Raw genomic sequence first — 16,521 nt, 5'->3', positions numbered from 1 at the left:
TTAACACCTCATTGCCCATTCAATTTTATTTCTTCAATCGCTTGTTTCCAAAAGTTTTAGACGTCTAAGCCAAAATCCTTGCATAATCCGGCGAGTCCATTCTGATACCCGCTGCCGATAGCATTGAATTTCCACTCTGCATTATTACGATAAAGTTCTCCTACCACGATGGCTGTCTCAACGGAAAAGTCTTCACCCAGATCATAGCGAATAATCTCTTCACCTGTCTCTTCATTGAGAACCCGCACATAAGAATTGGAAACTTGTCCGAAGTTTTGGCGACGCTCCTTGGCTTCATGAATAGTAATTCCAAAAGAAATCTTAGCAACACTGCTTGGTACTGAAGAAAGATCAACTTTAATTTGCTCATCATCGCCCTCGCCCACTCCGGAACGATTATCTCCCGTATGAACAACAGCACCTTCAGGACTTGAAGTATTATTGAAGAAAACAAAATTTCCATCTTCTGCCACTTTACCTTCAGCATTTAACAAAAAAGCCGAGGCATCGAGATCAAAGTCATTGCCGCCATCATACTTGTTAACGTCCCAACCCAAACCAACAACAATCTTTTTTAAACCAGGATTTCCTTTCGTTAAATCCACTTTCTGACCTTTTTGCAAACTGATAGCCATTATAATATCCCCTTTCCACAATACTTATTATTGATAACGGCGAATTATTTCGCTCAAAGAAGCATCCCTGGTAGCTTCCCCTAGAGCAGCAAATTTCCATTCGCCGGAATGGCGATAGACTTCAGCTACAATCAAGCTGGTTTTTCCAGAATAGTCTTCCGTCAAATTGAAACGGCAAAGTTCCTGTCCATTACCGGAATTAACGACGCGAATAAAAGCATTGGCAATATGGCCGAAATCCTGTCTTCGTTTGACACAGTCATAGATATTAACCACAAACACAATTTTGTGAATTTCAGCGGGAACCATGGCTAAATCCACGTGGATTTGTTCATCATCCCCGTCTCCGCCGCCTGTAAGATTATCGCCGCTATGTTTAACACTTTTTTCAACGCTTTGCAGATTCCCGAAATAAATCAAACGGTCTTTGCGAGTAAGCTTGTCATTGGCATCCAGCATTAAGGCCGAAGCGTCGCAATCGATCTCAGGAGGTTTTCCTCCCAGAAGACTGCTCAAAAAGCCCCCCGATCTTGACTTCGCTGCTTCATCCCAACCTAAACCGACCATAATTTTCGTTAGCCCCGGGTTTCCTTTCGTAAGGTCAATCTTTTGTCCTTTTTGCAAGTTAATAACAGCCATAACTCATCCTCCATTCGATATTCAAGATACCTTGTTTTCCTTAGAATCATTATCATCTTTGGGTTTGTCCTTCTGTCCTAACATTGACTTAAAGTAATGCACAAAGAATGTGCTGAAGAAAACAACCACCAAAATCACAAAAAACAGCGAATCCGATACAATATAGCCAAACACGGAAGCCATCATTTTAAGGCCGATGAGGCTAATTAGAACGTAGGCCGTTGTCTCGATCTCAGGGAACTTCTCAATTAAAATCAAGAAGATCCGGGCGACTCCCCGCATCATCAAAATCCCGAAAACCGCACCGAGGAATAGTACCCAAACCTTTCCGCTCACTCCAAAAGCAGCCAGAACACTATCAATACTAAAAGCAATATCCATCAATTCAACCTGCAGTACGGTGCCCCAGAAGCTTTTAGACTTCCCTTCCACCGTCCCATCCTCTTCTTCACTGTTCATGAAGAAATACTTGAAGGACATCCAAAGCAAATAGAGGGCTCCTATCATTTTTACCCAACGGATTTGTACGAGATAAACTCCAAACCCAATGGCTAAAAAGCGAAAGAGATAGGCACCCCAAATCCCATAAAAAAGCGCCTTTTTTTGTTGCCGCTTCGGCAGCTCACGTACGATAACAGCTAAAACCAGAGCATTATCCGCTGATAATAAGCCTTCCAGAATGATCAGAGAACCAATAATCCCAAAGCTTACCGGATCTGACAGGGTTGCCAGTAACGCATGGAGTGAAAAAAACTGAGCATAACTTTGAGATACTCCATGGAAAAAAGATGAAACGGAATCCACTTAGAACCACTCCTATTGACACAAGTTTATTGTATAGTATCACAACCAAGGGAAGCAAAACACTACGTTTAAAATGTTCACATAACTTTCACATTTTTCCTCCATTATGCTATTTTAACCATTACTTTAACACATGAATACGTTTTATGCGATTATTTTTACAATGTTTACCACACTCATTGTACTTGAAATGAATACATTATACAACTTACCTTTAATCAAGCATCTTTAGAACATGTCGTAAGATTTCTTCCGCAGCTCCAATACCGCTGGTCCTGGTAAATTGAATTCCTTGATTGTTAATTCTCTTTGCAGTAAACACTCCCATTTGATATTGCAAAAACAGCTCGCCGTGGGACGGTGCAAAAGCCGCATCAGCCTGCTGCAGCAATTCAAGGTCTAAGAGAGAATCACCGGCCGCCGCAAGAGTGCTGAGACCTTCTTTTTCTTGAAGATAGAGAATAGCGGACTTTTTACTGACATGGTACGGAATGAGATAGAGTTTTCTTCCCTGAATCGAAAGAGTCCAACGCAGCTTACCGGCCCAGAGAGCAAAATCGTCTAATTCAGAATAAGGCATTTTCTCGCGGTCAACGATACAATAATAAAACAGGTCATCGGCTAATTTATCGGATTCCTTGAGCACCCAGGAAGGATGAGAAATTTCCCGAAACTTACTAAGTAAATCCCGAACATCCGCGCAATTAACGTTTCCTGCTAAAACCTGTTCTTTCCACGCCTTATCTTCGCAGCCTTCTTGAATAACAGTTCCGCCATTACTCGTCACAGCGTAACGAGGGCATATCCCATAGCCTTGCAAATTAACTCGGGAATATTGAAGTATTGTTCTGGTGGTAACGGGTACAAAGAGAATCTGCCCGGATAGTTCTTGTAACAACTTGAGGGCATTTTGAGTCATGAAAGAGACATCCCGATTATCTAACCGCTCAACCGGCAAGATTGGATCAGCCTTCGACGAAGGAGTTAAGGAACGATGAGAATAGATTAAAGTTTGATCAAGGTCGCTGGCAAATAACATTGATTTCCTCATGATAATTGCTTGATCATACCACAGCAGGCGTAAGTTAATTCCGGAAAAACTTCTACCGGAACTCCTCTGTCCTTGGCTAACAGCAGAATATGTTTTAAGTTTGGGTTATCCGGTTCATTGACCAAAATCCTTTCAGGCAACCGTCTTAAGAGAACTCTCGTTGTTTCTCCCAAACCTGGTTTCAGCAAATTAATATCCCTCACCTGATACTTTTTCTGAATTTCCTCTAAGTCCTTGAGTCCCTTCCAGGTAATCTCAGTATTTTTCAAGGGTAAATTCGCCAAATGTTCCCTATCAAGATTTTTAAATTGGGCCGAGATGGTATCCACAAAGAGACCGGAAACATTTTCGGCCTCAAGTTCCTGATAATATCTCGCCCCATGAAAATCCTGTTCACCGATTAGATCCTTTCTTAACACTGTTCTGCTGATTAATCCTGAAACAGTAGAGTTCAAACAAGCACTTGGAATAAGAAAATCCTCACGGGTACCAAAGGTATTGACACAATGCCCCGGGTCCGTGAGAACGGCTAAATCACTGTCGAGTTCGTATCCATAGGTCGCTTGGAACTTAAGACAGGCATCACGCAGTGTCATGGTTATCGCCCCTTTTCCTGTCCAACCATCAATAAACTGAAGTTTATACTCCGGATGATGTTGAAGGATATAAAGAATCGCATTTTCATCCATTCCCTTCCCGCGTATGATCGAAATACTGTAATGGGGAAGGTTCAACCCTCGCTTTTCAAGCAGATAACGTTTCAGCAAAACTCCGATAGGGGTTCCGGCCCGCGCTAAGGAAACGAGAACGGTCCTGCTGCCATTGCGGCGCAGGATTTGTTCTGAAACAATTCCTGCCGCTTCAGCGACTTTATTGGCATTCTCCTGTAGTGATTGATGAAAAAGACGGAGATATTCTGCACTGGGCTGATATTCAATAGGCAACATTTCTGAATAATGTCCTCCTGATTGAATCAAACTCTCCCTGGTTTTTAAATCCGTTTCTCGAATAACACCATTAAGGTTTTTTAAAAGAAAAATCACATCTTCGGGGCTATAGCTTCCCATAGGCAATGGATCAGGAATTGGCCGCCGAGGGGTTCTTAAGGTCACTCAAAGATCTCCTTTCTGAGGAAGATACACAAAATATGAAAACAACACGAAAAATACCCTTAGCGTGAAATATTTGCTGAAGAGGGTATAACCGTTCACGACATATCTCTCTTTCAATAAAAAAATACACTTCATCGTAATAGTTTGCCGGTAGATTATAGACGTAATTAATAACCCCCGGATCTTCAGGACTTGGGAACGCCCATCCATTTTGAATGGCGTAGTCAGGTTTGGCTATGGTATAGATTGGGCTCCTGGTGGTAGAATGGAATTTTACTCCATCACCCATATACGCTGAGATCAACATAGGAAAATACATAAATTCTCCGCTTCCCAGACAAAGTGTCCTAGCTCCTTGACGATGGTGTTTCAATGCCCGGCCAACTTTTTGGGCTAAAGAGATGCTTTTCTGATGGTCACTCCAGGATAATCCAAATCTGCCTGTCAGTCTTAGATAGGGAGTTAGGTTCTTAAGTCCCTCAGAATCCAGAGAGTAAACAGGCACCAGCTCCAATGGAACAAAAGGATAACCTTCCGAAAGCGTTCGATACTCTATTGAGGGGTTTCCTTTTGGCTGAGTCAGATCTCCGACAGCAAAGGGTTCCCAGGAAGGATCAGCATTTGGGCTTTGTCCCTTGACCGGATCAGTATAGCTAAAATCTCCGCCCAGCAAGGAAAACGAATGAATTTTTATACCCAGTTCTAATTCCACCTGTTTGAACGCCGCACGATGTTCCGCTGATCTCCAGTCCAGAAGCGACAGAGTCACATAATTCTTCTTAGGGTATTGATGATGAATTGCTCGGATGAGGTTAAGAACGGTATTTCCTGTGGTCAGCTCATCATCAACGAACACAATAGTTTTTGCAGTGTGCAGATCGTCGTTGTTGTTCAAGTAGCAACGGTGATTAATGGCATGAGAATGCTCTTCGCGAAATTCGAGTTCGGATTTTAAACAAGGAATATCTTCCCGGGTGGTATGAAGATAACCGGCATTTTCAAACAGGCCGAAAACCGATTGTCCTAAAGCCGTTGCCGTTTCGGCAAAGCCGATAAACAAGGTCTTCTCCGGAAGAACCATAAGAGGCTTTTGTACCAGTTCTGCAAAAACTTCCTGCAACTTCTGTTTTGTCCTAAGGGCCTGAAGCAGCGAGGAGGTATATGGATGAGTAATTCCCGAGAGCGAGTTGGCATATTGAACCGCTAAGGCGGCCCCGGCTAAAAGCGGCAATAAGGGCTCAACTGGAATATGTTTGCCCAAGACCTTGCTGACAAATAAAAATCTCCGCCGCTTGTTTTTCCTTAAAGCCAAAGAAAACAGGGCTTCGGGTTCCAAAGTAAAAGGGTTGCTCTGCAGACAAATCTTTAAACTAAGATCTTCAAGTTTATACTGATAAGTCTTGCCTGAGTAACCCGACAAAATTTTGTTGTTCATGAAATACTCCATAATTTTGAGCTCGACTTAATATTTTTTGAGCCCATTGATAATGCGGTTTAGGTTCATTCATTTTATTAGTATAGTGACTGCGAATGACCCCCTGTTGACCATAGGACTGTTCTAAAATAGCCATAGCATCAAGATACTCTTCATGCCCCACAACATAGAGAGCCTGAACAGGGATCAAATGGCTGGGATGAATGACGGTTTTGCCAATCATTCCATTTTCCTTATCTAAGATGACCTCCCGCATCAAGCCGTCAACGTACTTGTTTAAGAGCTGACCTCGCAGGTTGGTCCCCTGAATTCCCTGATGACTCCTCTGGAATTCTTCAAAAGGACTTTTACGCAGTAGAGGTTTTAGTACCCTGCCCTCACCAGCAAAGTATTCCCAGACAGGTCCGGAAACGACATAACCGCTCTCAGCTCGAGCAAAAATGTTGAGAATATCAGCGATGCAATCACGTATAACGGTAATATCATAGATGGTCACATCCGGCCCTCTGCGAATTCCAAAAAGGCCGGAGAAATCGGTAGCCCCTATTCGAACATTTACGATAAAATCCTGATACAAATCAAGAAGCCGTTTTATTTCTAACAATTCACGGCTTCGAGTTTCCCTGTAAATTACTTGAGGGCTTTCAATGATTGGCATTCCGTAAAATCGATCCGAGGATTGATGGTTCAGATCCTTAAGCACTTCCAGGTAACGAAAGCTATCTGAAGTGAATTTCGGGAAGACAAACCCGGCAACCAAATGAGAAAACCCTGCCATCCTCCGGTAGAGTCTAAGGATTTGATCAGGGTTACGAACTCGCAGAAAGATCAGAGGAAGATCCTCCTTGAACAGCTCTCCACGCTCAATCGCCTGACCAAGTCTCTCGAATTGAACAGTCAGGTTTTCTTCTGCCAAAGGCACTTCAGCATCTCCAATGGAATCTTCTAAACAAAAGACTGTTGAGACCAAAGCCGGATTCTTTTTATCGATAATGTCTTGAGCAATGGTTTTCCGTGTTCCCGGCATATAAAGGGTCGCGCCGAGAGCATAAGCAAGGACAGAACGCGGTGTATATTTATCGAAAGGCTCCGGAGCCTTAAAAAACGTAATATCTTGACCTTCGCGCGGCAAATAATTGAAATGTCTCACCTTTTCCCCCTAACTAAACCATCATAATCGTTGCTGAATCGTCATCATCGTTTATTTACCAATTCTAGACATGGTTTTTAAATCCTTCTTTTTCGGCAGCTCAAATTTGCAAGTTCTCAAATCTACTTCTACCGCAGGAGTGTACTCAATGGGGATCACTCCCACTTTTTGAAGTGGGAGTCTCACGATTGGATCTAAGGAATAACCCTACTTTATATAAGTGGGAATCTTAGATGGAAAAATACGATGGTTTCTTCATATATAAATGGCAGGCACGCTTATATCCGAATAGAAATCAGCCTTTTGATGAATTTTAATATAATGAGTGAACGATCAAGAAGTTGCGTTCAAATAAATTTAGGAGTAAATCATGGACCAAAAACTACTGTCGCGATTTAAAGAATTTTATACCTTGGAAACCTTCCAGGTAGCCTATTATAACGAACAGCTACAGTCCTCAACAGACGAATACTATTGCCATGCCTTTGAAAAGATGGCCCAGATTGAGCAAGGTCATGTGGATTTTTTTGCCGAAGAGTTAGACAAAGCAAATGTCGATCCGCCCACCGTTAAGGGATCAGTGTTTAGTTTAGCTGGTACATTTCTCGGAGACATGGTCAAGTCGACGGGGGCACATAATACCTGCAAACTTGGCATGGCCTTAGAAAATAAAGCTATACAAACGTACCAAGCCTTTATTCAGGAAAGTACCGACAAAAAGTATTCAATACTGCGCCGGACTCTCATGGAATATCGATTGGATGAAGAATTCCATAGTCTTTGGCTCCAAGACTATATGAAAAAACATCCGATTTAATTTGCAGTGACTAAATCAGTCTAGCACTTTCTTTTGGACTAAAATTCAAGGGCTTCCGAGAGATGACTTCTGGAAAACCGCTGGGGAAAAAGTAACGAGCTTTCGATTCGTTCCGAGCCGCCCTTAATGATTAGCTCTGCCATAATACTGCCAATGGCCGGAGCATGCATAAAACCGTGGCCGCTTAATCCACTGACCACAAAAAATCCTTTTAATTCGGAAACCTCACCGAGAATGGGGTGGAAATCGGAAGTTTGTTCCCTAATTCCTGTATAAGTGCGAAGCCATTTAATGTTCAGAGCGGAAGGAATTGTCTCCATCGCCGCCATAAAAAACTCTTCCGCCAGGGATTTGTCAATTGTTTCATCAATTCCAGGCCGAGTATCTTTATCTGTTCCTCCCAATAAAATTGTTTTTCCGCTGGCTTCCTGATGCAGATAAAAACCACTGGTTAGATCAACAATCAAAGGAGCAGCAGGCGGTACATCTTTGGGGTTGGTACAAACATAAACCTGGCGTAGGAAAGGATGTACGGGCAGCATAATTCCCGCTGAAGCTGCCACTTTAGCGGCATAAGGGCCGGAGGCATTCACAACAATGGGGCTCCAAAGCGTTCCTTTCGTCGTTTCAACACCTATAACATCTTCGTCCCGGGTAATAATTTTAGTAACTTCCTGTTCAAAATTGACCCTGACTCCCTTGCGGCGCACTGAAGCATAAAGAGCCGCTAGGACAGCGTAAGGATCCGCATAGGCATCCCATTGGCCAAAGGTTCCCCCCAAGTAACGCTCTCTCTGCAGATAGGGGAAATTCTTTTCCAAGTCCTCTTGGAGAAGCAGGTTGATAGGAATCCCTTCATCCTTGGCTTGTTCTGTTGCCTGCCGGAGCTCCTTCCATAGGAATTCCTGCGAGGCCAGCATTAAATACCCTCGCTCCCGATACCAGCAAGGAGCATCAAAGACTGTTTCGAAATTAAGGAAAAAATCCCGGCTTTGCAGACTTAGCTTCCTGAGCAGAGGACTGGTAAATTGATAACGAATGCCTCCGGTACATGTTCCTGTTGAACCCAGACCCAGCAATTTTTCCTTTTCCAAGACGATAATCGAACATTGAGGTTCGCGCTCCAGCAGGTGATATGCGATGCTTAAACCTATAATACCTGCTCCAATAATGATCACATCGGCTTTCGGCTGTACACCGCTATTGTTCATGACAGTTCAACCACCTTTATACGAAAGTAAAGAGTTCTAGGGGTCTCTTCTATCCTCAACTGATCTTCAACTGACAAAGGGCCCTTTCGATTTAACTTTTAAGTATGAGTTCGGCAAGAAATGCTCTCTTCCTCCGTATTAATTACTAAATTTTCTCATTCTATTAGCTGCACAACTTGAGAAAGGCTTTGTCTCTCCACCACGATTGTGGAGTGACAAAGCCTTTCTCTCCTAAAAAATATAAGCCCTGTCCGAAGACAGGAGCTTATAAAGAGCATACAATGATCTACCTTGCACCTTTATAGATAGCTTATTACCTAAGAATGATCTTTCGACCATTATCAAGCAGGTCACAACCCATAAAAATGGTTCGTTCGACCATGCAAGATACCTACCCAACCACACACAACCTTACGGCTGTATATGACCAGTCAATTCATAGTTATGCAAGCTGCCTTGTATATCTATGAAAAAAATCAATACCCCGCATCATCTTAGCTCGACCTTTTACAATAAGTTGGAACCCCATAACAATCAATATTGTTGCCAAAAATCGACTGTAATAAAGCTTTTCCCCACTATAAAAGATCTTCCCTCCGACAACAAACAAGCGTTTTAACACCTGAAAATCATCTTTGGCCGACCCATATCGACCCGCAAAGAGCCGATATAAATCTTGGCTCGACCACTGTATACCCTTGATCATATAGTGCTCTTTTTACAGATTTTTATGCATCACTTGGGGTTGGGTTCGTAAATTTTTCGAACATTATAAAAGGTATCTCGTTCAACGGCAGTTAAGCCAACTTCATTAATCATACGGATTAGTTCCTGTTCACTTTGTTCTTGTGGGCTGGAAGCACCGGCGGTGTGATAAATTTTTTCCTCTCGCACTACTCCATCTAAATCGTTAGCTCCAAAATTCAGGCACATTTGCGCAAGCTGTAAACCGGAAGACACCCAGTAAGCTTTAATATATCGGAAGTTATCAAGAATAAGGCGGGCCGTGGCAATAACTTTTAAAGTTCTTACGGCACTGGCCTGGGGCAGGTATTCGAATTTTGTATTCTTCGGATGAAAGGCCGTCGGAATTAAAGCATAAAAGCCTCCGGTTTCATCCTGCAGCTTACGCAAGGCTAGTAGATGATCAATCAACTCTTCATCAGTTTCTATAATACCATAGAGCATATTCGCATTCGTGGGTATTCCTAATTTATGGGCTGTTCTATGGACTTCCAACCAACGCTCACCGCTTAATTTTCCAGGACAGATAATATCTCGTACCCGCTGACTGAAATTTTCGGCTCCTCCCCCAGTAACAAAGCGAAGACCTACCTTTGCTAATCTTTTAAGGATCTCTTCTACAGGCACACCCTCAATTTGAGCAAAATAGTCATACTCTGCAGCGGTAAAAGCTTTAATACTGACTTGAGGTACGCTCTCCTGAACTTTTTGCAGCATTTCTACATAGAAGGAGAAGGGAAGCTCCGGGTGAATTCCTCCCACCATATGAATTTCAGTAGCACCTAAGGAAGCAAAATGTTTGGCGCGCTCAACGACCTGTTCAATAGTCATTGTATAGGAACCTTTTTCGTCCAGGTCTTTGCCAAAGGCACAAAATCCACAGCGCACTTTACAAACATTGCTATAGTTAATATGTGCATTGTTGTTAAAATAGACTTGATCGCCGACCTTGGCATGTCGGGCTTCATTCGCCAAATAACCTAATCCAAGGATATTATTTGTTCGCAGCAAGCTAATCCCATCGGCACGGTCCAAGCGTTCCCCTTTTTCAAGCTTTTGGCCGATATCTTCCAAGCCGGACAGAACAGAGCGAAATTGCACGTTTAATTCCTTCTTTCAATACTACAACTTGTTAGTCTAAATGGATCGATAATAATTGCTAATTGAAAAGTAATTGTTTTTCTTCATTAAATGGAAATGGCAAAAAATTAATCGAGCATCTTTCTACCCGATCAAATTTCTAAAGAAGTTAAAACAATTGTACCGTTTGCTTAATAGCATTGTCAATAAGAGTGTCTTGACCATGTTTGGCTTAACTCTTCTGAATTCAACGCTGTATTATTGGCCAATCACTGCTCCTTCGAATGCAAAACCTCTTACAAGATCACCTAGTAAACCGGCATCTTATCGGCCTTGTCTCTAGCCATATTCCATCCTTTCGCTGATTCGGATAGAACCCCGATGGTTTCCTTAATTTCAAACTTAATATCTGGCAATTCAAATACCTCCAGCTAGCATAATGTAACGAACAGTATACACGTTCTCTAGGCGACCGGCTTCTCTTTTTCTTGTACCCTTCCTATGCGTCAAAGAATAACTTGCAATTCCTTGGGATACTTATTGAGAACCTCGCAGCCATCCTCCATGACCATCACGAGATCTTCAATTCTCACACCAAACTCCCCAGGCAAATAAATTCCCGGCTCAACAGAAAAAATCATACCTGCCTCAAGGGGAATATCCGAAGCAAGGCTTACATCAGGAGGTTCATGACATTCAAGACCAATTCCATGTCCCAGTCGATGGGTAAAATACTTGCCGTATCCTCCCTGAATAATGATATCCCTCGCTGTTTTATCTATTTCCGAAAGCAATACTCCCGGCTTTATCCTGGAAATTGCCGTTTCGTTGGCGAGCTTTACTAGGTCATATACACGACGCTGCTGCTCGGAAACAGTTTTATAAAATACAGTTCTTGTCATATCGCACCAATAGTGGTTCAAAGGTGTAAAAATGTCTAAAATCACACTGTCGCCTGTTTGGAGAACCGTGCTGTCACTGCTATGATGGGGATCTGCGCCGTTTGCGCCAAAGCAAACAATCTGTGTCCCTTCACAATCCGCACCGTTTTGCAGGAAGAGCTTATTGACTTGAGAAGCAAGATAATTTTCTGTCACTCCGTCTTCGAGCATAGATATGACCGTTCCAACCACCTGATCATTGATGCGGGAATTATGGCGCATCATGATCATTTCAGGTTCATCTTTAAACATTCTGGCCAGATCTACAGGAGCAGAACCGTGAACAGGTACAACATCATTCCTTAACCCCATCAACTCAATTAGGAACTTACTGCTCCAAAACTTATCAATCCCCAGTTTTCCTGCTTTAACCACGTTGGCTAGATCCTTGACAGGATTTTCGCTGTCTGTGTGACAAATCAGCGGCAAATCCGGCATACTATTCAGGCCAAAAATCTCATTGCCAAACAGAACTGCCTTTCCCGAAGCATCCAAATACAAGGCAATCATGCGCTCATGAGGTTCAACCCAATACCCGGTTAAGTAATAAAGGGATGCCGTGGATGACACTATGATCTGTGTCAGGCCCTCTTTTTTCATTTTGTCGATAACATCATTGATTCGTTGCTTGTTCATCTGTCTCTTCTCTCCAATTTAATTTTTAGTAACTCATCTTATTTTGCCTTTTCATAAGGAGATTCAGTCCCCAAAAAATTATCTATTACTTATAAACTATTGCGATGACTCCAATGAAAATCATAACAGATCCTCCGGCTTTTTGTACATTGAACTTTTCCTCCTTAGACCGTTACAACAAATTTATTCAGGCGCATCGCTCATTCGCACGTTCTATCACTGATCTGTAATTATTGTATCATTTTGGTAGTTCAACTTGAATCACTATTAAAAAACAACATACCCCGATACGCTAACAACCAGCTATTCTTCCGCTCTATCGCCATGGTCGGTGACTACCTAAAAAAAGTCCTACCCCCGGTTTTGTCCGGTCGTAGGACATAATACTAGTTATTGAAATCGGAGGTGTTCTTTCCTCAGACATTCAATCCATATCTTCTCATAATAGAAATCAACTTTTCACGGTGAGTATCCTCTATTGTAGTGAGAGGTAATCTCAGATAATCCTTGCAGAAACCCATAGCTGCCATAGCAGCCTTGACTGGAATAGGATTTACTTCACTAAATAGTACATTGATTAGATTGTAAAGTTCAAATTGCTGCTCAGCACTGCCTGCGATGTCACCGTTAAAGAAACGGGTGCAAATCTCACGGGTCTGGGCAGGCATTATGTTGGAAAGGACAGAAATGCAGCCAATTCCGCCAAGTGCCATGAGGGGAACTATTTGATCGTCATTGCCTGAATACAAATCAAGCTTGCCACGCACACGAGCCATTGTTTCGACAATTTTAGAAATGTTGCCATTTGCTTCTTTAATCCCTACTATATTTTGGTGTTCAGCCAATACCTCATAGGTTTCCGGCTCAATATTAATACCTGTCCTTGAAGGCACATTATAGAGGATAATGGGTTTTGTACTCTTGTCGGCAATTTGGGTAAACATTTTAATCAGGCCCTTTTGCGTAGCCTTATTGTAATAAGGGGTAACTACGAGCATTGCATCCGCACCTGCTTCGCAGGCATAACGCGTGAGGTCATGTGCGTATTCCGTATCATTGCTGCCTGTGCCGGCAATAATTGGTACTCTGCCTGCCGCGCGCTGAACAGCAAATGAAATGGCCTCTCTGTGTTCGGCGTCAGTGAGGGTCGACGCTTCACCGGTGGTTCCGCAAATTACCAGAGCGTCAATTCCTTCTGTAATTTGCCAATCAATCAATTTGCCGAACTGCTCATAATTAATTCCTGTTTCGTCCAGAGGGGTAATAAGAGCAGTTGCGATACCCTTAAACACAGTGTTCTTTTCCATATTAAAATCTCCTTCAATAAAAAAATAGCTGATACGGAATCAGCTACTAAATTACCCATACGACTTTACAATCCATTATGGTAATATAGATAGCTCTCCGCAAATGCGACAGTTGAACGAATCTTATTTCGTTCAACCAGCCCAGTCTCCACGTAAATAAGACCGACTTCGGCATCTACCCCTTTCACCGAAGCTACGGTCTTACGTAAACCTTAACAACTTCGGGTACTGATTGTATAATGCACCTCTATCATTTAATCCAGTCTATTCATATTTATTGTGCTTGTCAAGGCCAAAATTGGAAGCACAAGGAAATACAAAGCATCTAATCCGGCAAGCTAACTTAACAGACATTCCTTCGGGTCAAAAATTTCTCTGTATAAAACGTTAGGATGGCGAAGAGACTCATGATTCCGGAGTATTTTATAATTATCGCAAGCAAACTAAGCAAGTTTGAGCTTTGGATTTGCCCCTTCTCTCCTTCTGATGAGGAATGGTCATAACTTTGATCCCTGTCTTCACCTGCAGCAAAAAAATCTTCCCAAAATTAATGAGAAGATTTCAGATAATATCAACTTATATAAATTCCTTATGTTTAAAATATAATATTCTAATTTCACATTTCACTTATATTTGCTAAGTTAAATGAAAAGTAATCAATACGAGTTCTAAAACCAAAGTGTAGCGTAAGAAAACACAGAAAGAACAATCGATGCGATAAGCATTGCCAACAATGGCCGTAACGCCCGGTTGCGCAGACGTGATACATTAACATGGAGTCCCAAACCAACCATAGCAGCCGCTAACAAGAAAGGACCAATAACATCTGAAATCTCCTTCAAAATAATTTTTGGTATGTGAAAATACGTCCCGATGATACTTGCTGCAAGAAAACCAATTAAAAACCAGGGGAATGGTGCCCTTTTCGCTTCTCCCTGTTTCTTATTCCGCCGTGTCCAGAGTGAAAGAATCATACTCAACGGAATAAGCAGAAAGACCCGTCCCAGTTTAGCTAATAAACCGATCTCTAAAGCATTCGGACCGGCCGTTGCTGCGGCCGCAGCAACATGGGCTATCTCATGCAAACTAATTCCGCTCCAAATTCCGAATTGGACCGGAGAAATCGGAAGAATAGGGCGAATCAGAGCATAACCAATAGCAAACACAGTACCAACCAGGGCGATAATACCTGCTCCGAGTGCAGTATCTTCATCATCCGCATTGACAACCGGAGAAACAGCGGCAATAGCCGCAGCACCACATACGCCTGTTCCTATTCCCAGAAGCAAGGTAAGCATCTTTTCCCCCTTGAATAGTTTACCAAGCAAGACTGTTATACTAATAGCAACCAGAATAGATAATATATCATGAACCAGAAGCAAGCCCCCTTGGTTTATAACGACATCAATATTGAGTTTGAAACCATATAAGATAATGGCAAAACGCAGGATTTTATGCCCAGAAAATTGTATTCCTGTATGAATACTTTCTGGATAACCAAAGACGTTTCCATACACCACTGCAATAAGAATCGATGTGAGCATAGCACCTATTCGATCCAGAATAGGTAAATTGGATGCCACCGTACCAATTGCAGCAATAGCCAAAGTAAACAATATACCGCCATAAAATCTAAACAACCTTGATTTTGGTTTAAAGTTTGTTGTCGTTCCAACGTAAGCCATATTATTTTGAGACATTTGTCTTCAACCCTTTCCATTTGCTAAAAAATACCCGAAATATTCCTTTTCAACACTTGCTCCGGAACAAGTGCTTACAAGTTGTTTTTCCTTCAGGTTCTTGTCTAACTATAAGGGTTGAGATTTTCAGTTACAATCGAGATGTTCTATCCTAAAGATTTACTTATTAAATATAAAGTCAATTAATCCTAATTCGATTAGGCTTTAAAGAATCGAGGAGGTTTTTGTTTTGATTACGGAATCACTTAAAGTTCTCGTAACGGTGGTCGATAATAATAGTTTTTCTCGGGCTGCCGAAGAACTCTTTTTATCTCAGCCAAGCGTCAGTTTCCACATTCGAAATCTTGAAGACGAATTTGGAGCCAAACTTCTTAATCGTTCCTCCCGGCGGCTCAGCCTTACACCTGCCGGAAAAGCCTTATTTAAACACGCTAAAAAGATCCTCGATCATTACGACCAGGCCAAAAACGAAATCGATGAACTTCGCCAAGTTGTCACCGGAACTTTGAGAATTGGCGCGAGTTTTACCATCGGTGAATATGTGCTCCCTCGCTTTTTAGCAGAAGTTTCGGTAAACTATCCAAACGTTAACGTATCTGTTTCCATCGCCAATACGGAAGAGATCGCTCAAATGCTGCGTCAGAACCATTTGGACATCGGAATCGTTGAAGGGCAAGTTACCCTCCCAAACATCGAAGAAGAACCTTTCATGCAAGATGATATGCTTTTAATAGTCCCCTTAGATCATCCACTAAGCAAGTTGAAGAAAGTTTCAGCAGATGACCTGCAAAATCAGATTTGGATTTTGAGAGAATCCGGTTCCGGAACGCGCTCCTTCGGCGATGACCTCTTAAAATCATTGGATATTAAAGTGAATCGTTCTTTTGTCTTCAGCAGCAACGAGGGCATCAAAGAAGCGGTCATACATGGCCTTGGAATAGCTTTTGTGTCGCGGCTCGTCGTCCATAAAGAACTAGCGGCTAAGATTATAAAAACCGTGCCGATCAAAACAGAAGAAAAACTCCAGCTTTCCCGCCGCTTGAGTATTCTGCACAGTAAAGAACAGACAAGTTCTAAGGCAGTCGACGAATTTCTGGAGAAACTACGCTTATTTAAATTATAGATCCAAACTTATAGACCCAACGGCGAGCTCTTCGGAGTTCGCCGTTTAATTTTGGGGGTATATACCTCGTATCCCTACGACTTTTCTCTGCTATGGAATTATTTTATGCTCAACACAAAATAATTAAATGTCTGAA

Annotated in this window: 15 protein-coding genes and 1 riboswitch; of the genes, 2 read left to right on the top strand and 13 right to left on the bottom strand. The window is 42.2% G+C overall.

Going from position 1 to position 16,521, the window contains the following annotated elements:
• Nucleotides 1-56 precede the first annotated feature (56 nt).
• From DESACI_RS09120 to DESACI_RS09090, 7 genes are all read right to left on the bottom strand, one after another.
• The gene (locus DESACI_RS09120) at nucleotides 57-635 is read right to left on the bottom strand and encodes a TerD family protein (RefSeq protein WP_014826897.1); all 579 of its coding nucleotides are present in this window, start codon (nucleotides 633-635) and stop codon (nucleotides 57-59) included.
• Nucleotides 636-662: 27 nt separating this feature from the next.
• Complete coding sequence (locus tag DESACI_RS09115) at nucleotides 663-1,274, bottom strand: TerD family protein (RefSeq protein WP_014826896.1); 612 nt, start codon at nucleotides 1,272-1,274, stop codon at nucleotides 663-665.
• Nucleotides 1,275-1,295: 21 nt separating this feature from the next.
• Nucleotides 1,296-2,078, bottom strand: a complete 783-nt coding sequence (locus tag DESACI_RS09110) for a TerC family protein (protein WP_014826895.1) — start codon at nucleotides 2,076-2,078, stop codon at nucleotides 1,296-1,298.
• A gap of 214 nt (nucleotides 2,079-2,292) precedes the next feature.
• The gene (locus tag DESACI_RS09105) at nucleotides 2,293-3,129 is read right to left on the bottom strand and encodes an HAD family hydrolase (protein WP_049804055.1); all 837 of its coding nucleotides are present in this window, start codon (nucleotides 3,127-3,129) and stop codon (nucleotides 2,293-2,295) included.
• Complete coding sequence (locus tag DESACI_RS09100) at nucleotides 3,126-4,241, bottom strand: cysteine protease StiP family protein (RefSeq protein ID WP_014826893.1); 1,116 nt, start codon at nucleotides 4,239-4,241, stop codon at nucleotides 3,126-3,128. The genes DESACI_RS09105 and DESACI_RS09100 overlap by 4 nt, the downstream gene beginning before the upstream one ends.
• Nucleotides 4,207-5,676 carry a phosphoribosyltransferase family protein gene (locus DESACI_RS09095; protein ID WP_014826892.1) on the bottom strand — a complete coding sequence of 490 codons (1,470 nt, stop codon included), beginning with the start codon at nucleotides 5,674-5,676 and terminating at the stop codon, nucleotides 4,207-4,209. The genes DESACI_RS09100 and DESACI_RS09095 overlap by 35 nt, the downstream gene beginning before the upstream one ends.
• On the bottom strand, nucleotides 5,627-6,826 hold the full coding sequence (locus tag DESACI_RS09090; RefSeq protein ID WP_014826891.1) for an HpcH/HpaI aldolase/citrate lyase family protein: 1,200 nt from the start codon (nucleotides 6,824-6,826) through the stop codon (nucleotides 5,627-5,629). The genes DESACI_RS09095 and DESACI_RS09090 overlap by 50 nt, the downstream gene beginning before the upstream one ends.
• A 370-nt stretch (nucleotides 6,827-7,196) precedes the next feature.
• Here DESACI_RS09090 and DESACI_RS09085 point away from each other — a divergent pair, with 370 nt between their 5' ends.
• The gene (locus DESACI_RS09085) at nucleotides 7,197-7,643 is read left to right on the top strand and encodes a demethoxyubiquinone hydroxylase family protein (protein WP_014826890.1); all 447 of its coding nucleotides are present in this window, start codon (nucleotides 7,197-7,199) and stop codon (nucleotides 7,641-7,643) included.
• Between the two features lie 38 nt (nucleotides 7,644-7,681).
• Here DESACI_RS09085 and DESACI_RS09080 read toward each other — a convergent pair whose 3' ends face one another.
• The 6 genes from DESACI_RS09080 to DESACI_RS09055 all read right to left on the bottom strand — a co-directional run bounded on the left by DESACI_RS09080 (nucleotide 7,682) and on the right by DESACI_RS09055 (nucleotide 15,247).
• Nucleotides 7,682-8,854, bottom strand: a complete 1,173-nt coding sequence (locus DESACI_RS09080; protein WP_014826889.1) for an NAD(P)/FAD-dependent oxidoreductase — start codon at nucleotides 8,852-8,854, stop codon at nucleotides 7,682-7,684.
• A 442-nt stretch (nucleotides 8,855-9,296) separates the two neighbouring features.
• The gene (locus DESACI_RS09075) at nucleotides 9,297-9,560 is read right to left on the bottom strand and encodes a hypothetical protein (RefSeq protein ID WP_014826888.1); all 264 of its coding nucleotides are present in this window, start codon (nucleotides 9,558-9,560) and stop codon (nucleotides 9,297-9,299) included.
• Nucleotides 9,561-9,589: 29 nt separating this feature from the next.
• Complete coding sequence (gene mqnE, locus DESACI_RS09070; protein ID WP_014826887.1) at nucleotides 9,590-10,699, bottom strand: aminofutalosine synthase MqnE; 1,110 nt, start codon at nucleotides 10,697-10,699, stop codon at nucleotides 9,590-9,592.
• Nucleotides 10,700-11,184: 485 nt separating this feature from the next.
• Nucleotides 11,185-12,255 (bottom strand): M24 family metallopeptidase, encoded by a 1,071-nt coding sequence (locus DESACI_RS09065; RefSeq protein WP_014826886.1) that lies wholly within the window; start codon nucleotides 12,253-12,255, stop codon nucleotides 11,185-11,187.
• A gap of 416 nt (nucleotides 12,256-12,671) precedes the next feature.
• The gene (dapA, locus tag DESACI_RS09060) at nucleotides 12,672-13,562 is read right to left on the bottom strand and encodes a 4-hydroxy-tetrahydrodipicolinate synthase (RefSeq protein WP_014826885.1); all 891 of its coding nucleotides are present in this window, start codon (nucleotides 13,560-13,562) and stop codon (nucleotides 12,672-12,674) included.
• Between the two features lie 82 nt (nucleotides 13,563-13,644).
• Nucleotides 13,645-13,820: riboswitch (Lysine riboswitch) on the bottom strand.
• A 410-nt stretch (nucleotides 13,821-14,230) separates the two neighbouring features.
• The gene (locus DESACI_RS09055; RefSeq protein ID WP_169314525.1) at nucleotides 14,231-15,247 is read right to left on the bottom strand and encodes a YeiH family protein; all 1,017 of its coding nucleotides are present in this window, start codon (nucleotides 15,245-15,247) and stop codon (nucleotides 14,231-14,233) included.
• Nucleotides 15,248-15,491: 244 nt separating this feature from the next.
• Here DESACI_RS09055 and DESACI_RS09050 point away from each other — a divergent pair, with 244 nt between their 5' ends.
• The gene (locus DESACI_RS09050) at nucleotides 15,492-16,385 is read left to right on the top strand and encodes a LysR family transcriptional regulator (RefSeq protein ID WP_014826883.1); all 894 of its coding nucleotides are present in this window, start codon (nucleotides 15,492-15,494) and stop codon (nucleotides 16,383-16,385) included.
• The last annotated feature ends 136 nt before the right edge of the window (nucleotides 16,386-16,521 follow it).

Source organism: Desulfosporosinus acidiphilus SJ4, from assembly GCF_000255115.2.
GTDB lineage: Bacteria > Bacillota > Desulfitobacteriia > Desulfitobacteriales > Desulfitobacteriaceae > Desulfosporosinus > Desulfosporosinus acidiphilus.
This window is presented reverse-complemented; position numbering and strand designations above follow the sequence as displayed.

What these genes read in the sequence shown, in the direction of transcription:
- dapA (WP_014826885.1), bottom strand. Translation starts at nt 13,562, where the DNA reads ATGGAAAAGAACACTGTGTTTAAGGGTATCGCAACTGCTCTTATTACC.
- DESACI_RS09075 (WP_014826888.1), bottom strand. Translation starts at nt 9,560, where the DNA reads ATGATCAAGGGTATACAGTGGTCGAGCCAAGATTTATATCGGCTCTTT.
- DESACI_RS09095 (WP_014826892.1), bottom strand. Translation starts at nt 5,676, where the DNA reads ATGAACAACAAAATTTTGTCGGGTTACTCAGGCAAGACTTATCAGTAT.
- DESACI_RS09080 (WP_014826889.1), bottom strand. Translation starts at nt 8,854, where the DNA reads ATGAACAATAGCGGTGTACAGCCGAAAGCCGATGTGATCATTATTGGA.
- DESACI_RS09120 (WP_014826897.1), bottom strand. Translation starts at nt 635, where the DNA reads ATGGCTATCAGTTTGCAAAAAGGTCAGAAAGTGGATTTAACGAAAGGA.
- DESACI_RS09065 (WP_014826886.1), bottom strand. Translation starts at nt 12,255, where the DNA reads ATGAACAAGCAACGAATCAATGATGTTATCGACAAAATGAAAAAAGAG.
- DESACI_RS09115 (WP_014826896.1), bottom strand. Translation starts at nt 1,274, where the DNA reads ATGGCTGTTATTAACTTGCAAAAAGGACAAAAGATTGACCTTACGAAA.
- DESACI_RS09085 (WP_014826890.1), top strand. Translation starts at nt 7,197, where the DNA reads ATGGACCAAAAACTACTGTCGCGATTTAAAGAATTTTATACCTTGGAA.
- DESACI_RS09055 (WP_169314525.1), bottom strand. Translation starts at nt 15,247, where the DNA reads ATGGCTTACGTTGGAACGACAACAAACTTTAAACCAAAATCAAGGTTG.
- DESACI_RS09105 (WP_049804055.1), bottom strand. Translation starts at nt 3,129, where the DNA reads ATGAGGAAATCAATGTTATTTGCCAGCGACCTTGATCAAACTTTAATC.